16 protein-coding genes are annotated in these 17838 nt (G+C 66.2%); all 16 read right to left on the bottom strand.

The features are described 5' to 3' along the window. Positions 1 to 241 precede the first annotated feature (241 nt). On the bottom strand, positions 242 to 1000 hold the full coding sequence (locus tag Q8P38_03350; protein MDP4013648.1) for a type III pantothenate kinase: 759 nt from the start codon (positions 998 to 1000) through the stop codon (positions 242 to 244). Continuing rightward, on the bottom strand, positions 1000 to 1938 hold the full coding sequence (nadC, locus tag Q8P38_03345) for a carboxylating nicotinate-nucleotide diphosphorylase (GenBank protein ID MDP4013647.1): 939 nt from the start codon (positions 1936 to 1938) through the stop codon (positions 1000 to 1002). The genes Q8P38_03350 and nadC overlap by 1 nt, the downstream gene beginning before the upstream one ends. Further along, positions 1935 to 3593, bottom strand: coding sequence for an L-aspartate oxidase (locus Q8P38_03340; protein MDP4013646.1), 1659 nt, complete (start codon positions 3591 to 3593; stop codon positions 1935 to 1937). Before Q8P38_03340 ends, nadC begins: the two co-directional genes overlap by 4 nt. Beyond that, entirely contained in the window at positions 3590 to 4444 is an 855-nt protein-coding gene (gene panC, locus Q8P38_03335; protein ID MDP4013645.1) for a pantoate--beta-alanine ligase, read from the bottom strand. The genes Q8P38_03340 and panC overlap by 4 nt, the downstream gene beginning before the upstream one ends. Further along, the gene (locus Q8P38_03330; protein ID MDP4013644.1) at positions 4441 to 5337 is read right to left on the bottom strand and encodes a DUF2520 domain-containing protein; all 897 of its coding nucleotides are present in this window, start codon (positions 5335 to 5337) and stop codon (positions 4441 to 4443) included. The genes panC and Q8P38_03330 overlap by 4 nt, the downstream gene beginning before the upstream one ends. 49 nt (positions 5338 to 5386) lie before the next feature. Next, entirely contained in the window at positions 5387 to 6700 is a 1314-nt protein-coding gene (locus Q8P38_03325) for a PH domain-containing protein (protein ID MDP4013643.1), read from the bottom strand. Between the two features lie 65 nt (positions 6701 to 6765). Next, complete coding sequence (locus Q8P38_03320; protein MDP4013642.1) at positions 6766 to 7266, bottom strand: PH domain-containing protein; 501 nt, start codon at positions 7264 to 7266, stop codon at positions 6766 to 6768. Positions 7267 to 7671: 405 nt separating this feature from the next. Next, entirely contained in the window at positions 7672 to 9195 is a 1524-nt protein-coding gene (locus Q8P38_03315) for an MFS transporter (protein MDP4013641.1), read from the bottom strand. A gap of 804 nt (positions 9196 to 9999) precedes the next feature. After that, positions 10000 to 13221 (bottom strand): type 2 lanthipeptide synthetase LanM, encoded by a 3222-nt coding sequence (lanM, locus tag Q8P38_03310; GenBank protein MDP4013640.1) that lies wholly within the window; start codon positions 13219 to 13221, stop codon positions 10000 to 10002. Between the two features lie 112 nt (positions 13222 to 13333). Then, complete coding sequence (locus Q8P38_03305) at positions 13334 to 14314, bottom strand: glycine betaine ABC transporter substrate-binding protein (protein MDP4013639.1); 981 nt, start codon at positions 14312 to 14314, stop codon at positions 13334 to 13336. Further along, positions 14301 to 14585 carry a hypothetical protein gene (locus tag Q8P38_03300; protein ID MDP4013638.1) on the bottom strand — a complete coding sequence of 95 codons (285 nt, stop codon included), beginning with the start codon at positions 14583 to 14585 and terminating at the stop codon, positions 14301 to 14303. Before Q8P38_03300 ends, Q8P38_03305 begins: the two co-directional genes overlap by 14 nt. A 22-nt stretch (positions 14586 to 14607) precedes the next feature. Further along, positions 14608 to 15183, bottom strand: a complete 576-nt coding sequence (locus tag Q8P38_03295; protein ID MDP4013637.1) for a DUF3180 domain-containing protein — start codon at positions 15181 to 15183, stop codon at positions 14608 to 14610. Positions 15184 to 15413: 230 nt separating this feature from the next. Beyond that, complete coding sequence (gene folK, locus Q8P38_03290) at positions 15414 to 15974, bottom strand: 2-amino-4-hydroxy-6-hydroxymethyldihydropteridine diphosphokinase (protein MDP4013636.1); 561 nt, start codon at positions 15972 to 15974, stop codon at positions 15414 to 15416. After that, a complete protein-coding gene (gene folB, locus Q8P38_03285; GenBank protein MDP4013635.1) occupies positions 15971 to 16327 on the bottom strand; it encodes a dihydroneopterin aldolase in 357 nt (118 codons plus the stop codon). Before folB ends, folK begins: the two co-directional genes overlap by 4 nt. Positions 16328 to 16334: 7 nt before the next feature. Then, a complete protein-coding gene (folP, locus tag Q8P38_03280; protein MDP4013634.1) occupies positions 16335 to 17237 on the bottom strand; it encodes a dihydropteroate synthase in 903 nt (300 codons plus the stop codon). A gap of 9 nt (positions 17238 to 17246) precedes the next feature. Continuing rightward, the gene (gene folE / locus Q8P38_03275) at positions 17247 to 17828 is read right to left on the bottom strand and encodes a GTP cyclohydrolase I FolE (protein MDP4013633.1); all 582 of its coding nucleotides are present in this window, start codon (positions 17826 to 17828) and stop codon (positions 17247 to 17249) included. Positions 17829 to 17838 lie beyond the last annotated feature (10 nt).

The raw sequence follows: 17838 nt of genomic DNA, 5'->3' as shown, positions 1-17838 counted from the left end.
GCGCCAAACACCACAACGCGACGCAACCGGCAACCACGACGATGCCCCGCACCATCCATCATGATCACCATCCTGGACGACCTAGACCAGCTCACGCCACTTCACAACGATCAATCCAGAGCCTAAACGCGGCACCCCCCCCCGCTACCTGAAAGACAAAAACCACCCAACCGGACTGAACCGCCCCGATCCGCGCGCTCTCAGCGCTGTTCATCCGGCGAAAGCTACCGGCACCCCCGAATCAGTCACAGTTCCGCTCAAACACAAGGCGCAGCCCATGAAGCGTCAGATCGGGGTCGTGGTCAGTGATGGTCGTGGATTCCTCGATCACGATCGAGGCCAAGCCTCCAGTCGCGACAACGGCCTGGACGTCACCGAGCTCGGCGATGATGCGCTGGACTAACCCGTCGACCTGTCCAGCGAACCCGAAGAGCGCACCGGATTGCAAGGCCTCGACCGTGTTCCGGCCAATCGCCGAACGCGGTCGCACGAGCTCGATCTTTCGCAACTGCGCGGCTCGTGCCGCCAATGCGTCGATGCTTATCTGGATGCCCGGAGCTAGCGCCCCCCCGAGGAAATCCCCGTCCGCTGACACTACGTCCAAGTTCGTCGAAGTACCGAAGTCCACAACGATCGCAGGTCCGCCGTAGCGCTCATACACAGCCAGCGTGTTGACTATCCGGTCCGCGCCCACCTCTTTCGGGTTGTCGGTCAGTATCGCGACCCCGGTCCGGGTGCCTGGCTCCACGATCACTGCCGGAACGGACCCGTAGTTGCTCGCCAGCATGGCCCGCATCTCGTGCAGGATCGCCGGGACGCTTGAGCACAGTGCCACTCCAGACAGGGGGCCATAACCATCCAGCAATCCTCGGAACGTCAAAGCGAGCTCGTCTGAGGTGTCCCGGGCATCCGTCTTGACCCGCCAGGACCTAGTGACATCTTCCCCGTCGAACAGGCCCATGACCGTCTGGGTGTTCCCAACGTCGATCGCTAACAGCATCAGCCACTTCCGTCCTGCGCATCTTCGGGCGGGAGTACGCGCAAGTCCGCGCCGATGTCCAGCGCGGCAGCTGAGTGCGTAATCGCCCCCACCGCTAAGTAGTCCACTCCGGTCGCCGCCACGGCGGCTGCCTGGTCCAAGGTAAGCCCGCCCGAAGCCTCCAGCATCGCCCGGCCCGCGTTGATCTCGACAGCGGTCCTCATCTGTTCCACAGTGAAGTTGTCCAACAGAACTCGATCCGCACCCGCCGCGAGCACTTCTAGCAACTGGTCCACGGAGTCAACTTCCACTTCCACTGGCACTGCCGGGAAGCGCCTGCGGACTGCCTCGAACGCCTCCGCGACCCCGCCAGCGGCAACGACGTGATTGTCCTTCACCAGCGCCGCGTCAGACAGCGACATGCGATGGTTCATACCGCCTCCGCACCTGACCGCGTACTTCTGAAGAGCCCGCAACCCAGGAGTGGTCTTGCGCGTATCCCGCACGTGCGCTCCGGTTCCAGCCACCGCCGATACCCATCGCGAGGTGGCCGTGGCCACACCACTTAGGTGGCACAACAGGTTCAGTGCCGTGCGCTCCACCAACATCAATGACCGCGTCGGCCCAGTCGCTGTCATCAGAACGTCTCCGGCCTCCACGTTGTCGCCGTCAGCCGCGACGCTCACAACGCTCACACCGGGACCGCAGGCGATCCGCACCGCGGCGGCCGCCACTGGAAGCCCGGCCACCACTCCAGGTGACCGAGCCACGAACTCCAGCACGGCCCGCTGCTCCCCCGGCACGGTTGCGATGCTGGTCACGTCCACACCACCCGCGAGGTCCTCCTGAAGAGCCGCCTCCACGACCGCTTCCACGGCACGCGGATCCAGCCCAGCCTCGCGCAGCGGCGCAGCGTCAACGAGCCCATGCCCGCTGTCTCCCTCAGCAGATCGGTTCACTGCCACGCCTCCCATCTCGGGCTACCGAGTCGCTCCTTCGTGGTTTCGAGGCGACCGGACACGACGCGGCCTGTCAGATGCGCGAGCCAATGCTCATCATCGGACGCTGGGAAATCCTCCCGCCAGTGCGAACCCCTCGTCTCGGTCCTCTGCGAAGCGCACAGGGTCAGAACGCTCGCGACGGTGAGGATGTTGCTCGTTTCCCAGGCCGCCGTACACGGCTCGCCGCAATCCTCGGCGGCCACGTCGCGCAGAGTGCCAGTCACCTCCTGAAGAGACTTCGCCGAGCGCAACAGCCCAACTCCGTGCGACATCGCTTGCTGGATCCTTGGTCTTTCCTCAGCGGACACCACGTGCACCGGCCCGGACGGCCAACAAGGATCTCGCCTTGGCAGGCCTCCCAGCTCAAGGCAGCTCGTGATCCGCTCCGCGAACACCAAGCCCTCCAACAACGAGTTCGACGCCAAACGGTTGGCGCCATGCACGCCCGTGCAAGCAGCCTCTCCGCAGGCGAAGAGCCCCGGTATGGACGAGCGCCCATCAAGATCCGTCCTGATTCCTCCGCTGGCGTAGTGCTGGGCCGGTGCGACTGGGATGCGATCCGAAACTGGATCGACTCCAAGCTCCCGGCATCTGGCGAGAATCGTGGGGAAGCGCTTGCTCCAGACCTCTTCTCCCAGTGCCCTCCCATCCAGCCACACGTGATCGGCGCCGGTAGCGATCATGCGCCGGACAACCGCCTTCGCCACGATGTCGCGTGGAGCCAGGTCAGCCATCGGATGCTCAGCGGCCATGAAGCGACGGCCTTCGACGTCCAGCAGCACCGCCCCCTCGCCCCGGACGGCCTCCGAGACAAGGGGCTGTTGACCCCAGGAGGATCTGGCACCCATCCACAGCACGGTCGGGTGAAACTGAACGAACTCCAGATCCGCCACGGCCGCACCGGCCCGGATCGCCATGGCCACACCGTCCCCTGTGGCGACTTCCGGGTTCGTTGTGCTCTGGAATACCTGACCGATTCCACCAGTCGCGATCACTACGGCGGGCGCGATCGCCGCGCCCACGCCATCTCGTTGACCCTGACCCATCACGTGGAGAGTCACGCCCTGGACCGATCCTTGGCTGTCCGTCAGCAGATCCAACGCCAGTGCCCGCTCGTAGACCGTGATTCCTGGGTTCTCGCGGACCGCCGACACAAGGGCCCGCACGATCTCAGCACCTGTGGCGTCCCCTCCGGCGTGAGCGATCCGGTCGCGAAGGTGGCCGCCCTCGCGCGTGAGCGCCAGATCGCCAGCCGCCGTGAGGTCGAAACGGGTACCCAGCTCCACCAACCGACGCACCGCGCCAGGGCCTTGCGTGACCAGAACCCTGACAGCTTCCTCGTCGCACAGACCGGCGCCAGCGTTCAACGTGTCCACCAGGTGATCCTCAGGCGAGTCATCTTCAGACATCGCGGCCGCGATCCCACCCTGAGCCCAGGCTGTGGACCCGTGCTCAACACTGGCCTTGGTGATCAGAAGAACACGCCTACCGAGAGCCTGAGCACGAAGAGCGACACTCAGGCCAGCGATCCCGGAGCCGATGACGACTACGTCCGCTTCCTCGGTCCAACCCGGCTCGGGCGCCCGCAAGTGCGTGGCGAAGGCCTCCGTCACGAGGCGCCCGCCAGCACAAGCTCCGTGCTGTCGATTAGCCGCGTTTCTCCGACGCGCGCTGCCACCAGTAGCCGTGCCCGGCCTGAGTCCTCGGCTGGCTCCAAGTGGGGACCCGTCAGGACGACGTAGTCAGGCTCGACACCATCCTGGGCATTGAGAACCTGCTCAGCCGCCCTGACTACATCAACCCCCGAAGACCCAGCCTCGGCGCTCTCACGGCCAACGAACAGGGCCGCTGGAATAGCGGCCGCGGCGGCGCGCTGTGTGGAGTCCAGGTAGACGTTTCGACTCGACATCGCCAGGCCATCCGGATCGCGGACAGTGGGCACGCTAACGACCTCGACCGGCAAGTTGAAGGCATCGACCATCCGCCGCACGAGGATGAGCTGCTGATAGTCCTTCTCACCGAAGACCGCGACATCAGGCTGTGTCAGATTCAGCAGTTTCAGAACCACGGTCAGCACTCCGCGGAAGTGCCCCGGGCGAATCGACCCCTCCAGAACACTGCCCAGCTCCCCTGGGTCCACGCTCAAGTCCGACGGCTCTTCTCCGTAGACCTCAACCGCGTCGGGGCTGAACACGGCGTCAACCCCGTGGCCAGAGCAGACTTCCAGGTCTTCCTTCATCGTCCTGGGGTAGCTCTCGAAGTCCTCTCCGGGACTGAATTGCGTCGGATTGACGAAGACCGTCGCGACCACCTGGCCTTCGCTGCCCACCACGCGGCGGGCTTCATCCATCAGCGCGGCATGACCGGGGTGCAGTGCGCCCATGGTCATCACGACGGCCCGCCTGCCCGAACGGCGCCACGCGCGCATCTGGGTCACGTTGTTCAGCACTACCAGTTCCGTCACAGGGCACTCCCTGGGTCGTCGGCGAGTACGGCCAGCAGCGCGACCGCTGCCGCTGGGTCAAGCATGCCGGACGCGACCGCCCTGTCGGCTGTCAACCGCGCCAACGCGCGGTAAGCGGATGCTGTCCTCATCGAAATCGCGGACAACTCCGTTAGGTGGCTCGCGACCGTTCCCGCGTCGCCGCGGGCCACCGGCCCGGTCAGCGCCTGGTCCCCGCTGGCCAATGCGTTGTCCAGTGCGGCACCAAGCAGCGGAGCGAGCATCCTTTCTGGTTCGTCGACGCCGCACAGGCCCAGCAGATCCATCGCCTCCGCCACCAAGCTCACCAAGTGGTTGGCGGCGTGCGCGACAGCCGCGTGATACAGGGCGCGCCGATCTTCCGCCACAAGCATCGGCTCACCACCCATCTCCACGACGAGTGCCGAAGCCGCGGTCTCAAGGCTCGCGGGGGCGGTGACGCCGAAGGGGCATCCGCTCAGCCGGTCCAGATCCAAACTCGTGCCAGTGAATGTCATCACCGGATGCAGGGCCATCGGCAGCGCACCAGCCTGGGCGGCCGGATCCAGCACGCCAACGCCGTGCCTGCCTGAGCAGTGCACGACGAACTGTCCCGGCCGGATCCATCCCTGATCGGCGACCCAAGCCACGACACTGGGCAGCACGTCGTCAGGTACAGCTATTAGGACCAGGTTCGAGTCGGCGAATACCCGATCCATCCCCACGAGCGGCACGCCGGGGAGCAACGCGTCGGCTCGAAGCCGCGACACTTCGGAGACCGCATAGGCCGCGACTACAGGGTGCCCGGCTCTGCGCAAGGCAGCCGCCAGCACTGATCCAGCTCGCCCCACTCCGATGACACCCACGGCGAGCCGGGTGGGGGTCCCCTCCCCCACTTCGCGGGGGGACCCCCAGCGAAGTGGGGGAGGGGAAGAGGCAGGCTGTTCAGCCGACATGGTCCGACCCGTCCTCTCGGGGAGCGAGCATGCTCCCGGGGTCGTCCTCGACCATCCACCTGCCTCTTCCAGCAGCCCCTAGAGCTTGGTGCGCGCGCCGATTCTGACCCTCGGCCAGTTCGCGAGCCTCCGCCGGATCCCGGTGCAGCGCGACTATGCGGACAGGCCCGGGCGGGGAGTCCACGTGCATGGAGACAAGCCCAAGCGCGCGTTCCCAGGGGCCTTGAGTGAGCCGCACAGACTGGGTTCGAGCGTGCGGGACCACGGCCATACGCCGCACGAAACGACCCCGAGTCGTGATGAACGCCTCGTCATCGTGCCCTACCCCGAGTCCCGCGAACTGTATCCAGGCTCGCGCCCTCGCCCTGCTCGGCGCTGGCACCAGGGGAACAGATCTGACGTCCACGCCTGGGATTACCCGGCCGACTACGGCCAGCGCGACGTCCATGGGTGCCACCGGCAGCAAGACCTGCTCCACGCCGCCCTGTTCCTGCCCGTCACCGGAGGACCGCAGGCCAGCTACGTTGAGGCGCACCCGCACCCAGTCACGGCGGCGCCACATCCACGACTGGACGAACTCCACAGCCTGCACGCGCCCTGGCGGGATTGTCTGGGAACGCACGTGCAGAAGTCCCGACCGGATCCGAAGTCCGTCCGCTGACTCTCCAACCGTGAAATTATAGAAAGCCGCGAACTCGGCCAGAACGACGACAACTGGCACACCGCCAAGCACCAGCGTCATCACCCCCGCCCAGCCCACCGCGATGACGGTGATCGCGAACATGCCCAGGGTTAGTCCCAACAGGACAATCGTGCTGCCCCGCAGCAGCAAGGACACGAACAGATCGCGCGTCGGCACGGAAACCAAGGGCCGGGACGGAGCCTCCCCGGACTCGGGACGCAAACCGGCCGCCCGCGCGATGACTTCGTTGCGCAAGGAGTTCGCGTCATCCAGGCTCAGGAACTCGATCTTGGCGCGCGAGTCACCAGCACCCGCCACTTCTATCGTTACCGCACCAAGGCCAACTAGGCGGGCGAGCAACGGCTGAGTGACGTCCACGCCCTGGAGCCGGGACAGCTGTAGGCGTCGGCGTCGCTGAGTGAACACACCGGAGTCAAGGCGGAAGTCGCCCTCCGCGTCGAACCAGAACGTCAAGCGTCGCCACTGCAGGAAGGTCAAGCCACCGACCAGCGCGGACGTGACCACCACGAAGGCCAGAAGCGCGAGGACCCCGCGCGCTCCGTACCGCTCAAGGAAGCTGCCGCCAATTCCAAGGCCGAGCAAGATCACTAGCGGAACCACTTGGCCAACCTGAACCAGGGGCGTGACCGGATGGACCCGTGCGGGCTGGGTTGGTCCAGACCCGCTCACAGACCGGCCGATCTGGCCTCGCCACGACTGGCGAGCCGGTCACGCACGGCCGCTGCGGCTTCTGGCGGTAGTCCAGGTATCGCCGCGTCTGTCGTAGCGGCTGCGGTGTGAAGCTGCACCTTGACCAAGCCCATCGATCGGTCGATCGGACCGGCCACGAGGTCGACTAGCTGCATCCGGCCGTACGGCACGATGACGAGCCGGCGGAACAGGATGCCCGACGTGACCAGTAAGTCGTCTTCGCGCTCGACGTATCCGAACGACCGGACCCGGCGTCCGATCAGCCACCACAGCCACACGAACACGACTATGGCCACAGCGGCCGACGTCCAAACCAGCCACAGCCAGTGAACCAGGATCGCTGTGACGACGACGGCAGCGGTTAGCGGAACAACCGTCATGACCAGAACCAGACGCCGCGCTGTCGTCAGCTTCGGGGACACCTTGACCCAAGGCTCTTCCGGGGGGGCGAAAGCATCATCAACGCCAAGTTCCATGACCTCAGGCTAGGCGCGGAACTCAGCGCTGCCGACGGCACCCGTTCGCGGGCGAATTCAGGGCCTTGGCGCGGATCGGTGTTCGCCGAAGCGGCCGTTCCCGACAAACGCACCCGTTGCGCAAAGAAACGGGCGTTCCAACGGGCGCGTCTGTACCCAAACGGGCGCGTCTGTGCGGAACGGCCGTTTCCGCGAAAGGCGGCGGCCAGGGCGCGGGAGCGCCGAACCGGGGCGGTGTGGCGTAGTCGCTGAGCAGGACCCGCTTTCCACGCGCGACTGATTGGCGTTCGGAAGCGGCGGCCCAGGTGGGGTCGTTGCCTCATTACGAAGTGCCCGCGTGGGGTCGTTGCCTCTCCCCAGTGAGGGCCCCTCGCCTGAGCCAGTTGCCCAGCTCGGCTGCGCGCCTCAGCGGTCCTCCACGACGCTTGCCACCCGGCCGCGAAGCGTTAGGAGAACCAGGATCCCAACGAGAACCAGCACGACACCGCCGGCGTAGAGCGCATCCGTGATCCCGTCCGTGTAGGCCTCGCGCGCCAACGCTGCCATCTGGGTCCCGCACTCTGATGCGATCTCGCTTATCGCGCCGCCGACGACGTTGTCAATCAGGTCCGTGCCTGGGCACGTCAAGTCACCCCGTGCCGCCCACGCCCCAAGAATCCACTTCGCCACCGCCAGGCCGACGATCGCGATTCCCAGGGCCGCTGCCAGCTGGCCGAGGAGCGATAGCGCACCCGAGAGTCCACCCATCCCACGGCTCGGCACGCTGGCCAGCACCGCTGAGCTGAGAGTCGCGGACGACAACCCGAAGCCGATCCCGAACACCGAGAAGGAGACGATCAAGCCCGCCAGCGACGCGTCGTAATCGGCGCGACTCATGCCGTACATTCCAGCCGCGAGCAGCCAGAAGCCAACGGCGATGGTCAAAGCCGGTCCGATGCGGCGCGCGATCGGGGCGGCGAGTGACGCCATGAGCAGCATCGTCAACGCGGGTGGAATGTCCATCGCTCCGGCCTCGGCAGGGGAGTATCCCAAGCCGTTCTGAAGAAGCATCGTTTGCTGGAACATGACCCCGGTCACCACCAGCACCACGATCCCTCTGGAAGCCAGGAGGACGGGGATCGGATGTCGGCCCAGCGGTCGCCAGTCCATGATCCCCGAGTCAGCCCGACGTTGCTGGAACACGAGGGCCGCGATCAGCGCGACGCCGATTCCGAGCGCGAACGCAATGGCGGGATGGAACGAATCCGCTGAGACCGCGCCGTTCAGGCCGCCCGCGATCAGCAGCGTCGCCACCGTGAGTATGCCGCTGCCCAACCAGTCGACCCGGGAAGGCTCAGCTGTCGAGCCGTCTTCGGGCAGGCGGCCGACGACGTATGCCACAGCAAGCGCTGGGATGGCCGAGAGTGTGAACATCCACCGCCAGCCCATCGTCTGCACGATGAGCCCGCTCACCGCCGGGGACAGAACGGACGCGGCTGTCGTCAACGCAGTCCACGTACCAACGACTGTCGGAATTCGCTCCTGCTTGACGCCGCCCGCGAGGATCGCCAGGGCCAAGACGCCGATAGCGGAAGCGCCGGCGCCTGCCAGCGCGCGCCCCAACACCAGCACGGTCATTGTCGGTGCAGCGGCTGTTGTCAGCGAGCCCACCAGGAAGAGCAGCAGACCCGCTACGAGGACTCGGTTCCGTCCGAGGCGATCCCCCATGGCTCCGAACGGCATCGCGAGCGCCCCGCCCGCTATCAAGTAGACGACCAGCGTCCACTGCATGACACCCATGTCGGAGTCGAACGCGTCGCGGATTGTCGGCAACGCAACCGTTATCGCCGAGCCGTCGAGCGTGATGAAGAACTCCGCAGCGACCAGGCCGGCGATCGCTGCCCGGCTCAGACCCCAGCGCCCCGCGAACTCGGTCGGCGCTGATGCCATGCGAGCGATTATGCCGACGGCGGGCGTGCGCCCGCTCGGTTGTCGGCCATTCAGGTGAAACCTCACTCAGCAGGCGTCAAGCGACGGGCGGAGCTAGCTTTGGAAATGCCATGAATCACAGCGAGGGAGAGACTATGGACGCGATTCAGTACTCCGAGGAACTGACCGAAGACGACCTGACGTTCGTCGGAGCCGACGGCTTGGCCATCACCACTATGGGACCGCCCCACTGCTGAGACTGTTCAGTCAGAGGCCGGTCAGCTAAAGCGGATCGCTCGGCGGCGAGCCATGCCATCTGGCGTTCAGCGGGCATGGCGCGCCACGACGCGCTAGCTTGATGACGCGGTGGAAGAAGAATCACAGCGAGGGAGAGACTATGGACGCGATTCAGTACTCTGAGGAACTGACCGAAGACGACCTGACGTTCACCGGGAACGACGGCTTGGCCAGCAGCGTTAGCCGCCTGTGCGCAATGTGCTGAGTCCCCGGCTGAGTAGCTGAGCGGGAATCGAATAGAGGCGAGTTACGCCATCTGGCGTTCAGCGGGCATGGCGCGCCACGACGCGCTAGCGTGAGGACGCGGGGGAAGATGAATCACAGCGAGGGAGAGACTATGGACGCGATTCTGTACTGCGAGGAACTGACCGAAGACGACCTGACGTTTGTCGGGAAAGACGGCCTAGCCTGGAGCAGTCCGCCCACCTGCTGAGACAGCTGAGTCTCGGGCCAGAGGGCTGAGAGCGGACCATCCAGGGCAAGGCTGTGCGGTTCGGTGGCGGGCGGCGTTGTGGATGGCGGCTTGGTTCAGGTCCAGGTCAGTACGTCTGGAAGCTCCGGATCCAGCCAACCCGCTAGGGCTAGCAGCACCCCGCTGATGCCTTGGAACAGGCCGAGCGGCTGAAGCGGCGATCCGTCTGGAACGCCGAGCCGCACTTCACCTCGGTGCGTCCGTGACGCCAGACCTGCGACCGCCGCGTCGTACAGGGACCTCCGGTCAGATAGGCCCGTGCGCAACATGAAGCGCAGGATCTCGGCCCGGCCCGCTGTACCGCAGCAGAGAGTATCGCGCGGTACTGTGTCGCGACCGAGTCCCGCGTCGACCCTGGCAAGGTCCAGGGCGACCGTTTCGGGACAAACTGTCGCGAAGCCGTTTCGCGCAATTGCCCGCGACAGGCCAATTCCAGGCAAGCCGTTGCACCAGCCCGGACCAGTCGGTCTTGCTCCCGCGCCGGGCCGCAGGTCCGGCCAGTCTCGCAGTTGGGGGCTGAAGCGCTCCGACTCGTTGACCATGCAGGCGCGCGCCATCTCCAGCAGGCGGTCCGGTTGGCCCCAACCGTGATCGGCAGCAGCCAGGAGAACCACGGCGTAGCCCGAATCGCCGTGGCTGAAGCCGTTGCATGCGATGTCGCTGCCGTTGGCGCAGGCGGCGAGGTAGCGCGACACCGACTCATCCACCACCCGCACGGTGCGATCCCGGATCTCTTCTGGGGCGGGCACGTCGGAGCGCTCGGCGGCGATCATCCCGGCTAGCAGTCCAAGGCTGCCCGCCAGAAGGTCGCATTCCGCGTCATCAAGAACAGCGGTGTCGGCCGCCCGCAGCAGATCCTCCATCGCCGCCGATTCATCCGCTGGACTGTTCCGCAGTCGCTGGCACACGGACCACGCGTAGAGCAGGCCACCGACGCCGCCCTGTCCGCCAATCCCCTTGCCCATCCACAGCCGTCGGGGACGGCGAAACGCGTCAGCAACCCCTGGCGCCATCGCGAGGTCGGCCGCGTCAGCCAGGTCACCGCGCTTCAGTGCGCGCCCAGCCGCCAGAAGCGCCAGCCCAATGCCGGCACCGCCGTCATACAACCCGACATCCGGAGAGTCAATCGACCACTGCTGAGGGTCGGTCGCGCTCAGGCCAACGACGCGGCCTGGGCCTCGATCAATCTGGCTCAGGAGCTGGTCCGCGAGGCGGTTCGCGGCAGCGGCAACGTCACCGCGCCGCGCCGGCTTCAGCTCATCGGCCCGGTCGGCGTACGAGTCGAGGATGGTCTTGCGGATCTCGCGAGGCGCGACGGCGAGCGAAGCCGAGATGAGGTCGGACTGGCGCCGCAGTTCCATGGCTGAGGTCGAGGGATCCGTCAGGACTCGGATCCGCCTCCGCGCGCGTTCGGCGGCGGATTCGGTGAAGGAAAGCAGCGTGTGACCGCGTCCATCCGAGAGCACGAGGTCGCTGCCGCTCACGACGAAGACGGGGACATCGCCGTTCTCCAACTGGTCCCGCTCATTTGAAACCAAGGCGAGCGACTGCGCGCGGTCTTCACGGTCAACGACTGAACGGACGAGATGCTCGATGTGGATCGACCGATCCATTCCGTTGCGGAGCAGTGAGGGCTGCATCGATGTATCAATGACCCGGAAGTAGGTGCGCGTCATTCGCACCAGAGTCCGCACCGGAAGGTCATCGAGCCTGGCCAGAGGCCCGGCGAGCAGGTCTGCCCCGTGCTTGGCAATGACACCCCAGGCGTCGCGGAAGCCAGCCTGGACTTCCACCGCGTAGTCGGCGGCTTGCTGCACGCCGTGCCCGGTCCGCACAAGCGCTGACGCACTGAGGTCGACCGCTTCGGATCGACGAACCACATGGGCGTCGGCAGTCCCGGGCTGGTCCCAGACGAGCCGGATCTGGTTCCAGCCGACCCCAGAACTCGCCGCGCCCAGCGCTGACACGTCCAGTGCTCGGTTTCCAACGGGCAGCCATCGGGGGAGCACGAGCTGATCAAGCACGGAGTCGGTCGGACTTGCGCCTACGGCGCCGACAGCGTCATTCTCCCCGCCCACGATCGGCTGCACAATTGTCTCAGTGTCGATGAGCACCGGCTGCGCTCCGCGCGCGACGAAGTTCTCCGAGTGGCAGTCGTTGCCGCCGAGGGCGAAGATAGCCGCCGCGAGCGAACCCGACCGGCGGTAGAACCTCTTGGCCTCGGCTGACGTTTCGACCGGCATGGTTCGCGCGAATTCAACCCATCCGTAGCCATCGCCAGCCAGCACCCGCAACGGCGGGCCCATATCCAGGCCATGGAGGTTCATCCAGGTCACCACGTCCGCCCACAGGATCTCGGACGCGATGTCCTTGGGCTTGTACAAGATGCGATCGGCTTCGCCATCTGTGCTCTCGACGCGCAGGACTGCGACGGAGGAGTGGCCCGCGTGTGGATCGGAAAGTCCAGTCTCGATTCCGGTGACTGACTTCAGTTCAGTGCGAGCGATCTCCCGTCCGATCTCGGACCAATCGCTTTCCAAGCGGATCAGAAGTTCCGCAGTTCGCGCCACCCACAGCCGGATCGCCGTCCCCACCAGGCGGGCTAGGACCGGGTACGACGCCCACAAGTCGAACAGGCCGGAAGTTCTGAGTTGGCCGGTCCAGGTCTCCCACGGGTTGGCATCTGGTGGCTCCGCCTTGGCAGGTCCTTCCCCGGCTTCGCCAGTGGCCATTCCGGGGAAGTCGCCCCTGAATCGCCGGTACTCAGTGTCGACGCAAGTCTGGATCAGCCCGGCCAGATGCCGCCGGAGCCCATCGATCAGATCCGCGAACGCGGCTTGGGTTACGACGGCGGGGACGCGCGCCAACTCGTTGAGTTCATCCAGGGCCTGCCGCACAAGCGGCTCGACGAACTCTGGCAGTAGCTCGGGACTCAGATCGCGGTGTCCGCTCTCACCGCTCGTCCATCCGGGGTCGTCTCCGCAGCGAGAAGCCGCCCCCCGCAGAGTCAGGAGCCAGTCAGGCAACCCGTCGACTTCGATGGTGTCAACATCGTCGAAGACGGCGTCAAGCCGAGCAGGGTCGTCCAACCCGATGGCTGCCAGCCGTTCCGCGAACAGATCGGCGTCTCCCCTTGCCGACGTCACCTTCCACCGGGTGACTCTGTCCGGATCTCCGCCGCCGTGGGCGCTGGGGTCCTGAAGTTCAAGCCGCTCAGCCAGCGAACGCGCGGCTGCGGCGATGCCGCCCAACCCGTCGTCATGATGTTTCTCGGACATTGGTCAAGGCTACGATCAGCGGCGACCCGATGGGGCAGATCCGTTCCGTAGGCGACCAACCTGGCATGCCGCGCCCTGTTCCGGCCCAGCCCTCGCCCCGCGGCACCGAGTGCTACGCGAAGCCGCTGACGGCCAGCCAAGCATCAGCCACCGTCTCCGGCGACTCACCCTGGTAGGTGACCGCATAGTCCATCTGAGCGAATGCCTCCTGGGTCAGCTTGGACTGCACCCGGTTGAGCGTGTCCCGCACAGTCGAAGCGGCTTCGCTCTCGTGAACGATCGGAACGATGTTCCCGACGATCTCCAGATTCATGTCGTCGGCCAAGACGACCAGATGCAGCGACGTCAGGGCACCGTCGGAGAGGCGAACCAGCCCGACGTCGGCAGAGCCCTCTTCGAGCGCGTCGAGTGTCGCCCGCCCATCCAGCGCCACAAATCGCCCAACCTGCAGCCCGTAACGCTCCTGAAGCCCCGGCAGGCAGTAGTCCCGCTTACGACAATTGGCCGGTGCGGCCAGAACCACGGGGCTCTGGCGGGAGTATTCGGCTAGTTCGCCAAGCGTGCCGAATCGGTTCGCTTCCGCGAACTTCTCGCTCACCGCGAAAGCCCATCCGCTCGATGCCTCCGCGGCGTCGAGCACAACAAGATCCTGGGCTCCAGCGAGTCCCCTCGCTCTGGCCATCGTTTCGTCCAGATTCGATGACGCTGCGGGCGATGGGGACGACCCGCTGGCCTGCCCGTTCAGGTAGTCGGTTAGGCGCCCGACGGGGCCACCGAACACGTGGATGCGCCCCTTTTCCACCGCTGTCACCGCAGACTTGAATCCGTCGGTTGGCACGACTTGCGCAGCCTGCCCGGATGCGGTCAAGGCGCCGGCGTAGAGATTGGCCAGGACCCGGCTCTCATTTGAAGGGTCAGCAGCCACCGACACCACCGGAGGCGCACTCTCCGACTGAGATGGCGAAGGGGACTGCGGATCCTCACTTCCCGATGCGCACGACGCGAGCAGCGCGCCAGAAACAACTGCGGCGAGCAGCAGAGCCCTGCGGCGCTGACTCACGCTCAACCCCGCGCGGGCCTCAGCCCTGGCCATGCTCGCGAAGGTAGGAGGCGAACCGGGCCCGGAACAACGGTTCCGCTTCCCCAATGTTGCCCTCCCCGAACACCTCGCGGGCCGCCTCAATCGTCTCTATGAGGCTGCCGGTGAACTCACCGAGGGAACCGCCCTCGTCGGCGGTCGCGCGGATGGCCGGCGTGTGTTGGAACAGATCGAAGAAGAAGCCCAAGTCGTGTCGATGCTCGGCCAGCGCGAAGGCGCGGTGCTTCAACTCCTCGTAGGGAAGATCCTCCAGAGATGCCGTCATGGGCGCAGCGTAGTCGTCCGGGTCACCCGACGGCGTCACCGGCTGGGCCGTGGGCCGATGGCCTGGCCGGCGCGGGACTGTTGGACCGCTCGGCCCCAAGCTCCGGCTCCCACTCCTGTTCACCTCCAGGCGACTGCCCGGCGCCGTTCGCACCGTCTTGCGGCGGAATGCGACACATTTGCTCCAGCCACAGACCCACTGCCGTGAGCGCGGCGGACCCGATCGCACAAGTCACCGCCACCGCCGCGTATTCGCGCCCCGCCAAGCTGGATAGTTCGCCAGCCAGGGCAACGGCGAATCCCGCGTACAGGCCTCCAACGGCCGCTCCGGTCCTGGAAGCGGCCAAGGCCAGGGCGGCTGTCCGGGCCGCGACCACAGGAGGCAGCGGTAGGTACCCATCCCGCCCCAGGAGACGCGGGCGCACGATCCATGCCCACATTCCGAGCCCCACCGCCAGCAGCCAGATCGCGACTGCCGCCGACCACGACAGGGGCATTAGGCGCCCGAGCATGGAGTCCGCAACCCGCGCGACGACCCAACCGATTACCGCAGCGGCCAAAGCGACTAGGAGCAGTACCTTGACGCGGGTTGGTTGCACTACCCCAGCCTAAGCCTGAATCCATGTGCGCCATGAGGCGCTGCGGAGGCCCAGATGATGCAAATTCTCTGATGATCAAGCTCGTCAGTGATCTTCACTTCCTGGGTGATCGTCGGCCTCCATGATCAACAGAGGATTTGCATCACCTGACTGCCTTGAGCCGGAGCTCGCCTACCGATCACCCGCAACAAGCCCTCTGCTGGAGACCATGAGAACGCCCACAACTCCCACTATCCCGAGGGCGGACTGAGTACCCACCAGTCACTTCCACCGCCCTCCCACTGGCGAGCCGCGCCTCGCGCCCCAGACGGCAGGGCCGCCAGCAGAGCAGCCACTGAGCCAAGGCCGACGACAACGAAGGACTCATCCACCTCGGCCCAAGGCACCAGAACGAAGGCCCGCTCACTGATCCGCGGATGCGGAATCGTCAGTCGCTCATCGGCGCTAACCAGGTCCCCGACCGCCAGCACGTCGACATCCAACGTGCGTGGACCCCATCGGATCTCGCGCGCGCGACTCAAGTCCCGTTCGGCTTGCTGCCCGGCCTCGAGCAGCCTGCTCGCCAGAGCCCGCAGAGAAGGACCGGGCGCCAACTCAACCGTGACGACGGCGTTGAGGAACGCAGGCTGAACAGGACCGCCCACCGGCTCGGTTTCGTAGAGGGAGGAGACCCGCGCCAGGCTCGTCCCGGGAACCGCAGCCAACGCCTGAACCGCCCGGCGCAGCGCTGCGACACGGTCGCCGACATTGGAGCCGACTGACAGCGCGGCCTTGGGAACAGGCTTCTTCATCGGCGGCGCGCGATCGAGACGGTGACGTCAGTGAACTCAACCCCCAGGGGCGCCTGCGGCTTGTGAACCGTGACTTTGACTTCCGACGCGAGGGGATATCCCAAACACGCTTCGGCCACGCGCGACGCGAGCGTCTCGATCAGGTGAACAGGCTCGCCCTGGATCACCGCTACGACTGAGGCGGCCACTGACCCGTAGTCAACCGTTTCGGACAGGTCGTCAGCAGCGGCCGCCGCGCGAGTGTCCAGTCCCAGCTCGACGTCAACGACGAAGCTCTGGCCCTCGCGCCGCTCGTCGGGTAGCACTCCATGGTGACCCCAGGCCCGGATGCCGCTGATGGTGATGCGATCCATGCCGCCCCTAAAGTCCGGGTCCACTGGCGGGAACGTCACGTCCCGGCGGGTCGGCCTGCCAGGCGCGAGCTACCTTCACGGCGTCCATGGTTGCCGACACCTCATGGACCCGCACTCCCCAAGCGCCGGTCGCCGCGGCCAGAGCGGAAATGGCCGCTGTCGCCGCGTCTCGGTCATCCAGCGGGCGGGGCTCACCGCCTTCGGCGAGAAGTTCCCCGATGAAACGCTTGCGCGAAGCCCCAATGAGCACAGGGAAGCCCAGCGCCACAAGCTCGCCGAAACGGCGAAGCAGCCTCCAGTTGTGTCCCGGGTCCTTCGCGAACCCGAGGCCCGGGTCAATGACGATCCGGTCGGCAGCGACGCCACGGGCCGTGGCCTGCTCGACTCGGCCCAACAACTCTGATCGCACGTCGCTCACGACGTCCTCATATGCTGCCCAGTTATCCATGGTTCGGGAGTGAGCGCGCCAGTGCATGATCACGTAGGGCGCGGTCAAATCAGCGACGGCTCCGAGCATCCGGGCGTCCGCGAGCCCGCCCGAGACGTCGTTGACGATGCTCGCACCCGCCGCCACGGCTGCCGTCGCGGTGGATGCGCGCATCGTGTCGATGCTCACGCACACTCCCTCCCGCGACAGCGCTGACACGACCGGAAGAACGCGATCCCTCTCGTGCTCGCCCGACACGCGCTGCGCACCAGGACGCGTCGACTCGCCGCCCACATCGACGATGTCGGCACCGTCCCCGGCAAGTTCCACGCCTCTGGCGATGGCCGCGTCCACCGAATCCCACCGGCCCCCATCGGAAAAGGAGTCCGGCGTCACGTTCAACACCCCCATCACCAGGCATCGGTCAAGCCGGGATAGCCCCACAGGCAATCCAGCCGGGTGGCGATGGCTAGGTCCGGACATCGCGGCGCCTCAGCGGCCAACGATGAGTGCCATGGCTTCGGCACGTGTGGCTGGTGCGCGCAACTGCCCCCGCACAGCACTGGTCATGGTTCGAGAACCAGGCTTGCGGACTCCGCGCATCGACATGCACAAGTGCTCGCAGTCCACGACCACGATCACGCCGCGCGGGCGGAGGCATTCGACCATCGCCTCAGCGATCTGCGTAGTCATACGCTCCTGAACCTGCAAGCGCCGTGCGTAGACGTCAACCAACCGCGCGATCTTGGAGATGCCGGTGATCCGCCCGTCGGCGCCTGGGATGTACCCGACGTGGGCCACGCCGTGGAACGGGACCAAGTGATGCTCGCACAGTGAGAAGACCTCAATGTCGCGCACGAGAACCATCTCGTCGTGGCCGAGGTCGAACGTAGTGGTGAGCACGTCTCCCGGCTTCTGGGTCTGACCGGACAGCATCTCCGCGAAAGACCGAGCCACGCGGTCCGGCGTGTCGACCAAGCCTTCGCGATCCGGTGACTCGCCGACTGCGAGCAGCAGCTCCCGCACGGCCGCCGCTGCCCTCGCGAGGTCGAAGGGAGGCAATGCTTGGGTCACTTCCGCACCA

This window comes from Candidatus Nanopelagicales bacterium (genome assembly GCA_030700225.1).
Lineage (GTDB): Bacteria > Actinomycetota > Actinomycetes > S36-B12.
Note: the sequence above shows the minus strand (reverse complement) of the source record. Positions and strands in the feature narration are given on the sequence as shown.